The organism is Deltaproteobacteria bacterium (assembly GCA_011773515.1).
GTDB lineage: Bacteria > Desulfobacterota > Deferrimicrobia > J040 > J040 > WVXK01.
The window spans coordinates 51449-64711 of the sequence record WVXK01000048.1 but is presented as its reverse complement, the minus strand read 5'-3'; the positions used below and the strand labels follow the sequence as shown (position 1 = coordinate 64711).

General features: G+C 53.0%; 10 protein-coding genes. All 10 read left to right on the top strand.

All coding sequences use genetic code 11. The features are described from left to right. Nucleotides 1–168: dihydroorotase (locus GTN70_04695; GenBank protein NIO16281.1), on the top strand; the 168-nt coding region annotated here is incomplete at its 5' end. After that, nucleotides 165–1304: a glutamine-hydrolyzing carbamoyl-phosphate synthase small subunit gene (carA, locus tag GTN70_04690; protein NIO16280.1), complete on the top strand. Its 1140-nt coding sequence runs from the start codon at nt 165–167 to the stop codon at nt 1302–1304. The genes GTN70_04695 and carA, both read left to right, overlap by 4 nt. Nucleotides 1305–1504: 200 nt before the next feature. Continuing rightward, on the top strand, nt 1505–4768 hold the full coding sequence (carB, locus tag GTN70_04685; protein NIO16279.1) for a carbamoyl-phosphate synthase large subunit: 3264 nt from the start codon (nt 1505–1507) through the stop codon (nt 4766–4768). A 5-nt stretch (nt 4769–4773) separates the two neighbouring features. Beyond that, nucleotides 4774–6879 carry an ATP-dependent DNA helicase RecG gene (gene recG, locus GTN70_04680; protein NIO16278.1) on the top strand — a complete coding sequence of 702 codons (2106 nt, stop codon included), beginning with the start codon at nt 4774–4776 and terminating at the stop codon, nt 6877–6879. 76 nt (nt 6880–6955) lie between these two features. Then, nucleotides 6956–8158: an aminotransferase class I/II-fold pyridoxal phosphate-dependent enzyme gene (locus GTN70_04675; GenBank protein ID NIO16277.1), complete on the top strand. Its 1203-nt coding sequence runs from the start codon at nt 6956–6958 to the stop codon at nt 8156–8158. Nucleotides 8159–8164: 6 nt separating this feature from the next. Then, nucleotides 8165–9469 (top strand): homoserine dehydrogenase, encoded by a 1305-nt coding sequence (locus GTN70_04670; protein ID NIO16276.1) that lies wholly within the window; start codon nt 8165–8167, stop codon nt 9467–9469. 14 nt (nt 9470–9483) lie between these two features. Beyond that, on the top strand, nt 9484–10539 hold the full coding sequence (locus GTN70_04665; protein NIO16275.1) for a threonine synthase: 1056 nt from the start codon (nt 9484–9486) through the stop codon (nt 10537–10539). A 9-nt stretch (nt 10540–10548) separates the two neighbouring features. Then, nucleotides 10549–11757: a cofactor-independent phosphoglycerate mutase gene (locus GTN70_04660; protein NIO16274.1), complete on the top strand. Its 1209-nt coding sequence runs from the start codon at nt 10549–10551 to the stop codon at nt 11755–11757. Further along, nucleotides 11754–12158 (top strand): YbgC/FadM family acyl-CoA thioesterase, encoded by a 405-nt coding sequence (locus GTN70_04655; protein ID NIO16273.1) that lies wholly within the window; start codon nt 11754–11756, stop codon nt 12156–12158. Before GTN70_04660 ends, GTN70_04655 begins: the two co-directional genes overlap by 4 nt. Then, entirely contained in the window at nt 12148–13092 is a 945-nt protein-coding gene (gene glpX / locus GTN70_04650) for a class II fructose-bisphosphatase (protein NIO16272.1), read from the top strand. The genes GTN70_04655 and glpX overlap by 11 nt, the downstream gene beginning before the upstream one ends. Nucleotides 13093–13263 lie beyond the last annotated feature (171 nt).

The following is a 13263-nucleotide window of genomic DNA, read 5'->3' as shown; positions in this document are numbered from 1 at the left end:
GACCTGGCCATCGTGGACCTGAATGCGAGGTACACCTTTACCGAGGATATGATTTTATCCAGGTCGAGGAACTCGCCCTTTATCGGCAGGAAGATGAGGGGAAAAGTAAAGATGACTGTCGTAAACGGGAAAGTGGTATATCGGGACAGCCAGGCGAATGGTTCATGAAAGGCGCATATTTGGCATTGGAAAATGGTTCTTTTTTTGAGGGATTTTCCTTCGGTGCCGCTGGAGAGACGTCTGGAGAGGTCATATTCAATACCGGGATGACCGGGTACCAGGAGATTCTCACAGACCCCTCTTACCGGGGGCAGATCGTCCTCATGACCTATCCGCAGATAGGCAATTACGGGGTCAACGATGAAGACGTCGAATCCGTAAGGCCGTGGGTAGAGGGATTCATCGTCAGGGAGTACTGGGACGAGCCCTCCAACTGGAGATCCCGGGAATCACTCGGCTCCTATTTGAGCAGGCATGGCATCGTCGGGATCTGGGGAATCGACACGAGAATGATCACCCGGATGATTAGGGAAGAGGGGGCCATGCGAGGATTCATTTCTACCGAGATTAGCGAACGGGGCACCCTCGTTGAAAAGGCAAGAAATGCAGAAAAGATAGAGGGGCGCGATCTCGTCCAGCAGGTTACCTGCCGTGAACCATATGAGTGGATCCACGGAGATTGGGATATATTGAAAGGGTACGGCAAGGCAGAGGAATATAGACAGAAATTCAAGAAGATACCGCATGTTGGCGTTATCGACTGCGGTGTCAAATTGAATATCCTCAGGCAGCTCGTTTCTCATGGGTTCAGGGTCACGGTTTTTCCTGCCCACACCCACTTTGATACGCTTCATGGTGAAAAGCTGGATGCCCTGTTCATATCGAATGGGCCCGGTGACCCCATGGGAGTTCCGTACGTGGTGGAGACGGTGAGAAGATCTCTCGGGAAACTCCCCATATTTGGGATCTGCCTTGGTCATCAGATACTCGGATTGGCACTCGGAGGAAGGACGTATAAGCTGAAGTTCGGACATCACGGCGTAAATCAGCCGACTCTCGACCTTGAAACCGGGAAAGTTCAGATAACGAGTCAGAACCACAATTTTTCTGTCGACGCCAGTTCCATTGAAGAGCGGGCAAAGATAACCCACATCAACCTGAACGACAAGACCGTTGAGGCGCTGGCAATACCCGATTTGAATGTTTTTTCTGTCCAGTATCACCCCGAGGCATCGCCGGGGCCGCACGATTCCCGGTACATTTTTAACCGGTTTTACGAGCATATGGAGAGCATGTGGTCATGATGCTTTGTGAAATCCCCTTTTCTTGAATTTCCATGAAAGAGAGGAGGACGAAAGGAGTTGAGCGGTGGCCGGCCATACCCACCCGAGAGCGGCTCTTTGACGGCACGGGGGCGCTTCACCGGGAAAGAAATATGTTTTAGATTGTGAGGAAAATAAGATTTTCTTTGATCTTTCGGCGATGAAGGAGGAATTCTAAAACAGTGCCCAGGAGGGGCGACATAGAGAGCGTTATGATCATCGGCTCGGGTCCGATAATCATCGGACAGGCCTGCGAGTTCGATTATTCGGGTACGCAGGCATGCAAGGCATTGAAAGAAGAGGGATACCGGGTGATCCTCGTGAACTCGAACCCTGCCACGATCATGACCGACCCTGGATTCGCAGACAGAACATACATCGAGCCCCTGATTCCTCGCTTTGTTGAAAAAATAATCGAACGCGAGAAACCGGATGCCCTTCTCCCCACGATCGGCGGGCAGACGGCTCTCAACTTAGCCGTTGCCCTCAGTGAGCAGGGAGTGCTCGAGCGGTTCGGCGTAGAGCTCATAGGCGCGAGTGTCGAGGCTATCAACAAAGCCGAAGACAGGGACCTGTTCAGGCTTTCAATGGAGCGGATCGGTCTTCGAATCCCGAGAAGCAGATACGTAAGCTCGATGGGTGAGGCCATTCGTTCTGTCGACTATGTGGGTTTTCCTGCAGTGATCAGGCCATCTTTTACCCTCGGCGGCACAGGCGGTTCAATCGCTTACAACAGGGAGGAATTCGAGGAGATGGTCAAATGGGGCCTCGATGCGTCGCCAAAGGGGACCATACTCGTTGAGGAATCGGTTGCCAACTGGAAAGAGTTCGAGCTCGAAGTGATGAGAGACGCAAACGACAACGTAGTGATCATTTGCTCCATTGAAAACGTCGATCCCATGGGGATCCACACAGGCGACAGCATCACCGTGGCACCCGCACAAACCCTTACGGACAAGGAATATCAGATCATGCGTGACGCGGCGATATCGATCATCAGGGAGATCGGCGTAGACACAGGAGGGAGCAACATACAGTTCGCGATAAAGCCGGATACGGGGGAGATGGTGGTCATAGAGATGAACCCGAGGGTCTCGAGATCATCGGCTCTTGCATCGAAGGCAACGGGCTATCCCATTGCAAAGATAGCAGCCAAGCTTGCAGTCGGATATACGCTTGACGAGTTGAAAAACGACATAACGAAGGAGACCCCGGCGTCCTTTGAGCCCTCGATAGATTACGTGGTAACGAAGATTCCCCGTTTTACCTTCGAGAAGTTTCCCCAGACCGATGACCGCCTGGGGACACAGATGAAGTCCGTGGGGGAGGCCATGGCAATAGGGCGGACCTTCAAAGAGTCTCTCCAGAAGGCGATCCGCTCACTTGAAAGTGACCTAAATGGGCTCGATGACCCTCTGGACAGGGGAATCGATGAGGCACGGCGGGTTGAACTCATCGAGGAGAAACTCAAGCAGCCAAACAGCAAGATGATCCTTTATATCGGAGAGGCTTTCAGGCAGAATTTAACGGTCCAGAGGATACACGAACTGTCGGGCATTGACCCCTGGTTTCTCATAAACATCAGACAGATTGTCGAGGAGGAAGAGATCATCCGCGGCCTGGCCGAAGATTTCAAAATAGCCGTAAATGGAGGGAATCCTTCGCCCTGGCTTGACGGGTACATGAGAAAGATCAAGAGCATGGGGTTCTCGGATGCGAAAGTATCAGAGCTGGCGGGAGTAAAGGAGGCTGATTTTCATGCCCTGAGGAACAAGCTTGGTGTTCGCCCCGTGTACAAACTCGTCGATACCTGTGCCGCAGAGTTTGAGGCATATACGCCTTACCTCTATTCCACCTACGAGATGGAAGATGAATCCGTCAGGAACGAGGGCAGGAAAGTGGTTATCCTCGGTGCCGGGCCGAACAGGATCGGGCAGGGCATCGAGTTCGACTATTGCTGCGTCCAGAGCGTTTTTGCCCTTCGGGAAGAGGGGTACGAGACGATCATGGTCAATTGCAATCCCGAAACGGTGAGCACCGATTACGATACATCGGACAAGCTTTACTTCGAGCCGCTCACCTTCGAGGATGTGATCCGGATCGTCGAGCAGGAGGACCCGGACGGTGTCATTGTCCAGTTCGGGGGGCAAACCCCCCTCAAGTTAACCGTTCACCTTGCAAGGGCGGGAGTGAAAATCCTGGGGACACCGCCTGAGTCAATAGATATGGCAGAGGACAGAGAGCTGTTTTCCGCCATGCTGAGGCGGCGGGGACTCGAGCAGCCCCCCAACGGGACTGCAACTTCCATCGAAGGGGCGAGAGAGGTGACGCGTTCGATCGGCTTTCCCGTTCTCATCAGGCCTTCCTATGTGCTCGGGGGCAGGGCCATGGAAATCATTCATGACGAGGAGTCCCTCATACGATATATGAAGGAAGCCGTTGTCGTATCCGGTGAACGTCCTGTTCTCATAGACAGGTTTTTGGAAGATGCCATCGAGATAGACGTGGATGCCATTTCCGACGGAAAGGATACCGTGGTGGCAGGCATCATGGAGCACATAGAGGAGGCAGGCGTACACTCCGGTGACAGCGCATGCTCCCTCCCCCCCTATTCACTCAAAAGTCATGTCATCGAGGAAATAGTCAGGCAGACGAAAGCCATTGCGAGAGAGCTCTCCGTGGTTGGCCTGATGAACGTACAGTTTGCTCTGAAAGATGATGATTTATACATCCTGGAGGTGAACCCGAGAGCCTCGAGAACCATCCCTTTCGTCAGCAAGGCCATTGGAGTCTCGCTTGCCAAGCTTGCAACGAAAGTCATGATCGGTAGAACGTTAGAGGACCTCGGGTTTACCGAAGAGGTTGTGCCCCGCCACATATCCGTGAAAGAGGCTGTTTTTCCTTTCATAAAATTTCCCGGTGTCGATACGCTTCTCGGACCCGAAATGAAATCCACCGGTGAAGTCATGGGTATAGACACAAGCTTCGAAATTGCCTTCGCAAAATCCCAGATTGCGGCAGGGAATCTCCTTCCATCACAGGGCAAAGCGTTCATCAGCGTCCGGGACGAAGATAAAATGTATATCAAAGATGTCGCAAAGAGCCTCGTTGCCTCGGGCTTTACCCTCGTTGCGACGAGGGGCACCGCGCGCTTTCTTTTCGACAACGGCATCCTTGCCGAGGAGGTGTTGAAGATCACAGAGGGAAGGCCACATGTGGCGGACCTGATCAAGAACGGAGACATCGCCCTGGTGATAAACACGCCCCTGGGAGCCAAGTCAAAGGCAGATTCATACTACATCAGAAGGACCGCGCTCGTGCACGGAGTTCCTTACTTCACGACTATTGCCGCAGCAAAGGCTGCTGCCATGGCATTGCACAGAATGAGGAAAGAAAAGTTCACTGTTGTAAGCCTCCAGGAATTTCACAAATCAACAAAGAGATGAGCGGGATGAGACAGGAAAACCTCAGCATGAGTCTTCGATACGTGAAAGGGGTGGGGCCGAAAATTTACGAAAGGCTGGAGAAGAAGGGCCTCAGGACGGTAAAGGATGCGCTCTACTTTTTTCCGAAGGACTACCAGGACAGGCGTTTCATCACCAAAATAGGCGATATGAAAAAAGAGGGAACCTATCTGTTCGCAGGCAAAATCTCGAGGGCGAATGAAATCCGTTTTTTCTCCGGTGGCCGCTGTTTCGAGGTTTTCATGGAAGATGAGACGGGCGGTACATGCCTGAAGTGGCTCAACTACAACCCGAAGAGATGGAAATCGATATACGGGGAAGGGCGGAAGATCCTCGTTTACGGCAGCGCAAAATATTTCCAGGGAAGGATGGAATTTCTTCACCCCGAGGTAACCTTTCCCGACGCGGGGGGTGAATTTCCCCGCCATGACAGAGGAATAATATCGCCCGTCTATTCGGACATAGAGGGGATCCATCAGAAGATTGTGAGGAAAATCATTTTAACCGCCGTGCAGTCTCATGCAGATTCTCTGATCGATCCGCTTCCCGAATCGATCCTTAGGAGGGAAGATCTTCCACCCCTTGCTGTATCATTGAGAAGCATCCACCTCCCGGAAGGCAGCTCAGACGTGGAAGAGCTCAGAAACTACAGAACCGCCTATCACAGGCGGATCATCTTTGACGAGTTCTTTTCGCTCCAGCTGGGGTTGGCAAGGAAGAAATATCTGGGGTGCAGGGAGAGAGGGGTGGAAATTTCGTGGGACAGAAACATCGTCGATGAAATCAAAAAGAGGCTGCCTTTTCAGCTCACCGGCGCGCAGAGAACGGCGGTAAACGACATCCTGAAAGACATGAAGAAGAAAGAGCCGATGCAAAGGCTCCTTCAGGGCGACGTAGGTTCGGGCAAAACCATTGTCGCGTGGATAGCATCCATGGTTGCGTGGCACCGGGGTTACCAGGTTGCCGTCATGGCGCCCACCGAGATTCTCGCCGAGCAGCACTTCAAAAACTTCAAGGAACTCTCAAACGGTCTGGCTTTAAACATCGGCCTGCTCACCGCTTCAGTTACCGGAAAGGAAAAAACCCGGATAAAAGAGGACATCGCATCCGGGAGGATAAACATCGTGGTTGGAACGCACGCCATAATACAGGAGGACGTTTCGTTTCACAACCTGGCGCTGGTTATCGTCGATGAGCAGCATCGGTTCGGCGTATACCAGAGGTTGAAAATGAGGCTCAAGGGGCAGTCTCCCCACATGCTCGTCATGACGGCGACGCCGATCCCCAGGACGCTTGCCATGACTCTTTACGGGGACCTGGATGTTTCGGTAATCGATGAGATGCCCCCTGGAAGGACGCCGGTTGAGACAAGGCTCATTTATGAATGGCAGAGGGATGAACTCTACGAGTTCATCCGGCAGGAGGTGGCGAAGGGAGGCCAGGCTTTCATCGTGTATCCGCTGGTGGAGGAATCGGAAAAGATTGATCTAAGAGCCGCCAAGGAGATGTACGGTCATCTAAAAAGGGATATTTTCACCGATTTTGGCGTGGAGCTTATCCACGGAAAAATAAAGGGCGGGGAGAAGGAGAGGATCGTGGGCGGTTTCAGAAACGGCAGCGTATCAATCCTCGTTTCCACAACGGTTATTGAAGTCGGTATCGACGTGCCGTCGGCCAATATCATGGTGATCGAACATCCGGAACGGTTTGGCCTCTCCCAGCTCCATCAGCTGAGAGGGAGGGTGGGAAGAGGAAGGAAGAAATCGTACTGTTTTCTCGTTGCGGGGAAAAAAGAGTCGGAAGACGCGAAACGGCGCCTCGAGGTCATGGTGCGCACCACGGACGGCTTCAAAGTTGCCGAAGAAGATTTGCTCATCAGGGGGCCGGGTGAGTTCATCGGGACGCGACAGTCGGGACTTCCCGATCTTATATTCGGGAACATCATTCGCGATAGCCGCGTGCTCAAAAATGCACGGGAACTGGCATTTGAAATAATAGCGGAGGACCCTGAGCTTGGCCGACAGGAGAACAGGGAACTCCGCTCATTCGTCAGTTCCATGTGGGGTGGAAGAATCGATTTTGCGTTCGTGTAACGCGACATTCATTGACAAGACTGTTCATTTGAATTAGGATTTATAGTTTAAATTCAATTATTTAAAGGGAAAAAAAATGGAAGAGTTCACGCGGATCAAAAGACTGCCACCGTACGTTTTCAACGTCGTAAACGAGTTGAAAATGCAACTGAGAAGAGAGGGAGAAGACATCATAGACCTGGGAATGGGGAATCCCGATATCCCAACACCAGATCACATTGTCAAAAAATTGATCGAGGCGGTGAGGAACCCTAAAAATCATCGCTACTCGGCTTCCCGGGGTATCTATAAGCTGAGACTCGCCATATGTGACTGGTACAGGAGGCATTTCAACGTGATACTGGACCCGGACAGCGAAGCTATCGCAACTATCGGGGCCAAGGAGGGGCTATCCCATCTGGTCCTGGCAACGATGGGGCCCGGTGACATAGCGCTCGTTCCCGACCCCACCTATCCCATCCACTACTATTCGGTGATAATTGCCAATGCCGATGTGAGAAGGGTCAACGTCATGTCAGGAGAAGAGGACTTTCTGACCCTTCTGGAAAGAGCGGTCAAAACACTCTGGCCCAGACCACGGATGCTGATAATATCCTTTCCCCACAATCCGACAACGAAAATCGTAGACTATGAATTTTTCGTGCGGCTGATCGATTTCGCCAGGGAAAACAACATGTTCATCATACACGACCTTGCCTACGCGGACATTACCTTCGACGGGTACAAAGCCCCCTCGATATTGCAGGTGCCGGGGGCGAAAGATGTTGCCGTTGAGCTCTACTCGATGTCCAAGGGATACAGTATGCCCGGCTGGAGGGTAGGTTTCTGCGTGGGGAACAGCGCTATGGTCCACGCTCTGGGCAGGGTCAAGAGCTATCTCGATTATGGGATGTTTCAGCCCATTCAGGTGGCTGCCATAATAGCCCTCAACGGGCCGTACGGCGTGGTTGAGGAAATCAATGAGATCTACCGGAAGAGAAGAGACACGCTCGTAAAGGGATTGAAAAGGGCCGGATGGAACATAGAGCCCCCGAAAGGGACGATGTTTGTGTGGGGAAAGGTTCCCGGCGAGTTTTTGGAAATGGGCTCCCTTGAATTCTCAAAGCTTCTCGTGAGGGAAGCACGGGTTGCTGTCTCACCCGGCGTCGGGTTCGGGGAGCATGGAGAGGGTTACGTTCGATTCGCGCTCGTTGAGAATGAACACCGGATAAGACAGGCGGTGCGCGGCATAAAGCAGGTGCTGGATGCGGGTTTAAAGGCGAAAAAGGTAAAGAGGTAGCGTGTCATGAGGGCTATCAACGTAGGCATAATTGGCCTGGGAACGGTGGGGGAGGGCGTCTACAGGATGTTGACGAAGAACGGGGAGAGTATCGAAAAAAAAGTGGGAATCCCCGTTAAGATTGCAGGGGTCGCCGACATCGACATGAACAGGAAGAGGGATGTGGGCGTTCCCGAAGAACTTTTTACGACTGATGCCTATCGACTTATCAATGATCCTGATATCCACATAATCGTCGAGCTCATCGGCGGAACCGAAAAGGCGGGCGAGTACCTTGTCGAAGCATCGAGGAGGGGAAAAAACATTGTAACCGCAAACAAGGCGCTCCTTGCCGAGATGGGGGACTCCGTCATCGGGGAAGTCGAAAAAGAGGCAGTGGAGATCGGCTTTGAAGCAAGCGTGGCGGGCGGCATCCCGGTGATCAAGGCTTTGCGGGAGAGTCTTGCGGGTAACAGCGTGATCGAACTCTTCGGCATTATCAACGGAACATCCAATTATATTCTCACACGCATGACCCGCGAGAGCCTCGAGTTTCCTTTCGTTTTAGAGGAAGCCCAGAAGTTGGGCCTTGCAGAGGCTGACCCGACCCTCGATGTCGATGGGATCGATTCGGCTCACAAGCTTGCGATACTGATCTGTCTGACTACGGGAAAGTATCCCGATTTCAATGACGTGTATGTCGAGGGGATAAGGGAAATCACACCATTGGACCTTAAGTTCGCAGGCGAGTTCGGGTATGAGATCAAACTTCTGGCGATAGCCAAGAAGGACGGAGAGAGGATAGAGGCCAGGGTGCATCCGACGATGATTCCGAAAGGTCATCTGCTTTCCACTGTCGCAGGCGCTTATAACGCCGTCTACGTCACGGGTGACTTCGTCGGCCCGGTTCTTTTTTTTGGAAGCGGAGCGGGTATGGATCCGACTGCGAGTGCCGTTGTGGGTGATATCATCGATATTGGAAGAAACATGAGGGCCGGCTCGAAGAAGCGCATTCCCTTCTCCGGGTATGAAAAGGATGGCGGTAAGATAGAGGTGAAAGATGTGAATGAAGTAGTCTCGGAGTTTTACCTGCGGTTCATCGTCATCGACAAGCCCGGGGTTCTCTCAAAAATATCAGGGATTCTGGGGGAAAATAACATAAGCATATCCTCCGTTATTCAAAAGGTAAGGAAGATGGAGGAAGGCGTTCCCATAGTTATTCTAACTCACGAAGCAATGGAACGAGACCTGAAAAGAGCCCTTCAGGAGATCGATGAGCTAGACGTCGTTCTCGACAAAACGAAGCTCATCAGAATCGAGAGCAATCTGTAACGGGAGAGTGAGAAATGGAGTGGAAAGGAGTGGTGCGCAGATACCGCGAACTCTTGCCGGAAGTTTCGGAAGAAAATATCGTCACCCTCTGCGAGGGGAACACACCGCTTTTGCGGGCCGACAATCTCGTGAGAAAAATAGGTGGCGATCTCGACATCTATCTGAAGTACGAGGGAGTCAACCCGACAGGATCGTTCAAGGACAGGGGAATGACGTTGGCGCTCTCCGTGGCAAAGGAACAGGGCGCATCGGCTGTCATCTGCGCTTCCACCGGCAACACGTCGGCTTCCGCTGCCGCGTACGCTTCGAAGGCGGAAGTCGAGGCCTACGTAATCATACCCGAGGGCAAGATAGCATATGGAAAGCTGTCTCAGGCGATAATACATGGAGCCACCATCATCCAGGTGAAGGGAAATTTCGATGAGGCCCTGGAGATCGTGAGAGAGATATCGGAAAACTATCCCATAACGCTCGTTAACTCGTTAAACCCTTACCGGATAGAGGGGCAGAAGACAGCCTCTTTCGAGGTTTGCGACACACTTGGCAGAGCGCCCGAATACCATGTCCTCCCCGTTGGGAATGCGGGAAACATCACCTCCTACTGGAAGGGGTACAAAGAGTATCACGCAAGGGGTATCGTTGACAATCTCCCGAAAATGATCGGATTTCAGGCAGAGGGCGCTGCCCCCATCGTCCGGGGACATCCACTGAGCGAGCCGGAAACCATCGCTACGGCAATCAGAATAGGAAACCCGGCCTCCTGGAAGGGGGCGATAGCTGCAAGGGATGAGTCGGGGGGAATGATCGCGATGGTCTCCGACGAGGAAATATTGAATGCCTACAAGCTGGTTTCCTCTACAGAGGGAATATTTTGTGAACCTGCGTCGGCAGCAGGCATAGCGGGTGTGATAAGATTGGTCTCTGAAGGCTTTTTCAGTGGAGGTGAGACCGTCGTAATCACCCTTACGGGGCACGGCCTGAAGGACCCGGACATTGCAGTTAAACAGGCCGTGGGACCCGTTTCGGTCCAGCCTGTTTTAAAGGAAGTTGTTCAAGAACTGGGACTCTGAGGAGCGGGCATGAAATATGTGGTCGTCATTGGCGACGGCATGGCCGACTGGAAGGTCGATTCCCTTGGCCGGCGGACGCCACTCGAGGCTGCCAGCAAGCCTCACGCGGATTTTATGGCAAAAAACGGGGTGTGCGGGCTCGCTCAAATCGTCTCCAAGGATATGTACCCGGGAAGCGACGTTTCGAACATCAGCATCCTGGGTTACGATCCGAAAGAGTACTACACGGGGAGATCGCCCCTCGAGGCGGCGTCAATTGGTGTCGATATTTCCCCCACCGACGTGGCGGTGCGGTGCAATATCGTGACCATCGAAGGGGCAATTCCCGCCGGGACAATGGTTGATTACTCTGCAGGACACATATCCACCGAAGAATCCCGGAGGCTCCTTACAATACTGAACGCTGCGACTGCCAGTCTGGGCGTGGAATTTTTCCCCGGCGTGAGCTACAGAAATCTCATGGTATGGCGCAACGGGAGGGAGAGCGTTACCACCGTTCCGCCCCACGATATCATGGGGAAGCCTATCAGGGACTTTCTTCCGTCGGGCGAGGGGTCAGAAGTCCTGGTTGAGATCATGAAAAAGTCGATGGAAGTCTTCAGTAACCAAACCCCGGAAGCCCCTCTCACGGGAGGGAAAAAGAACAGCGCAACTTCCGTCTGGCTGTGGGGGCAGGGAAAGGCTCCAAAGATGCCTCCCTTCGAGGAAAAGTTCGGGGTAGCCGGATCGATCATCGCAGCGGTGGACCTGATACGGGGTATTGGGATTTACCTCGGCATGGACATCGTGGAAGTACCGGGTGCCACGGGATACATCGACACGAACTTCGAGGGGAAAGGGAAATACTGTCTTCAGGAGCTGGAAAAAAAGGATTTCGTCCTCGTTCATGTCGAGGCACCCGATGAGGCGGGTCACAACGGCGACGCCGCGGACAAAGTAAAAGCCATCGAGGATATCGACAGGCACATAATAGGACCGATTCTTGAAAGGGCGAAGGGAAAAGGGGACTTGAGGGTTCTCTTTCTCCCTGACCATCCCACACCGGTGGCAATAAGGACACACTCGAATGAGCCGGTACCTTTCGTCATGTACCCGAAGCTGAAAAACTCCCGCGATTTTTCCGCGGCAAGGTACACAGAGGACGAAGCAAGAAAGACAGGGTATTTCGTCGAGCGGGGATTCGATTTAATGCCCATTTTTCTCGGTCTCAAATCATGAACGAGGTCCACCGCGCCAGAGTTGTATTCGGCGATACGGACGCAATGGGGATCGTTTATTACGGTGTCTACTTCAGGTGGTTTGAAATCGGCAGGACGGAACTTCTCAGGAAGAGCGGCATCGTCTACCGGGATTTGAACGCCATGGGTATCCATCTTCCCGTAATTGAAGCTGGTTGCCGCTACCTGCGGCCGGCCAGGTATGACGACGAGGTCAGGATTTTCACGGGAATGAATCAACTGGCAAAGGCACGAATCGGATTTGAATACAGGATCGAGTCGGAGGCCGGGGTTTTGACGACGGGTTTCACCGAACACGCTTTTACCGATCCGTCGGGGAGAGTTATCAGGCCCCCCGGTGCATTACGATCAAAGCTTCAGCGGGTGAAAGATGCTCTATAGAAATATAGCATTGGAAGCCGTCAGGGTTACCGAAGCCGCAGCCATGGCCGCAGCGAGGATCATGGGCAGGGGGGACAACATCAGGGCCGACATGCTGGCGGTCCAGGCAATGAGAGAGGCCCTGGACACGGTAAATTTCCGGGGCAGGATCGTAATCGGCGAGGGGGAAAAAGACGATAGCCCCGTTCTATTCAGCGGCGAAGTTGTCGGCAGAGCCGATGAACCTGTTGTCGACCTTGCCGTCGATGCTCTCGAAGGTCCCACCATTGTCGCTACGGGAGGAACCAATGCTCTTTCCGTATTGGCCGTTGGAGAAGAGGGTTCGTTTTTCCGCACCCCCGATACCTACATGGACAAGATCGCTGTGGGAGCCGGGGCTGCTGGCGTTATCGATATATCCAAACCCCCCTCTGAGAATCTCGAGGCGATCTCCTCGGCTCTTGAAAGGCCCGTGGAGGAAATTACCGTTGTGATTCTCGACAGGCCGCGGCACGAAAAGCTTATCGACGAGGTTCGGAAGACAGGGGCCATGATACGCCTGATCTCTGACGGAGACGTGGCTGCCGCCATAGCAACAGCGGGAGAAGATACGGGTGTGGACGTTCTCATGGGGACGGGAGGGGCATCCGAGGGCGTCCTTGCGGCTGCGGCACTGCGGTGTATGGGCGGGAACTTTCAGGGGATACTCAGGCCGAGAAACAGGGAGGAAATCCAGAGGGCCAGAAGAATGGGGATCAGGAATGTCGACAGAGTCCTGGCCATGGAAGACCTTGCCCGGGGAAACATAATGTTTGCCGCAACGGGCGTCACGGATGGTGAGCTGCTCAAAGGGGTGCGATTTTTCAAAGGCGGTGCGAAGACCAGCTCACTCGTATTACGCTCCCAACCGAATACCATTCGATATTTGCAAACAACCCACTTTGCAATCGACTAAAATAGTAAACAAGAAAGCCCCGAGGAGCACGCTTGTGCCGAGAATCGATATCGATCAAAAGTTGTGCAAAGGATGCGCCCTCTGCGTTACATACTGCCCGAACAGGTGTATCGAGGTAGGGACAAGCATTAACGAGCAGGGTTACTACTTCGCGAATTTCGCAAAGCCTGA

Excerpts from the sequence above, each read along its gene's own strand:
- carA (NIO16280.1), top strand. The coding sequence starts at position 165 with ATGAAAGGCGCATATTTGGCATTGGAAAATGGTTCTTTTTTTGAGGGA.
- recG (NIO16278.1), top strand. The coding sequence starts at position 4,774 with ATGAGACAGGAAAACCTCAGCATGAGTCTTCGATACGTGAAAGGGGTG.
- GTN70_04675 (NIO16277.1), top strand. The coding sequence starts at position 6,956 with ATGGAAGAGTTCACGCGGATCAAAAGACTGCCACCGTACGTTTTCAAC.
- GTN70_04670 (NIO16276.1), top strand. The coding sequence starts at position 8,165 with ATGAGGGCTATCAACGTAGGCATAATTGGCCTGGGAACGGTGGGGGAG.
- GTN70_04665 (NIO16275.1), top strand. The coding sequence starts at position 9,484 with ATGGAGTGGAAAGGAGTGGTGCGCAGATACCGCGAACTCTTGCCGGAA.
- GTN70_04660 (NIO16274.1), top strand. The coding sequence starts at position 10,549 with ATGAAATATGTGGTCGTCATTGGCGACGGCATGGCCGACTGGAAGGTC.
- GTN70_04655 (NIO16273.1), top strand. The coding sequence starts at position 11,754 with ATGAACGAGGTCCACCGCGCCAGAGTTGTATTCGGCGATACGGACGCA.
- glpX (NIO16272.1), top strand. The coding sequence starts at position 12,148 with ATGCTCTATAGAAATATAGCATTGGAAGCCGTCAGGGTTACCGAAGCC.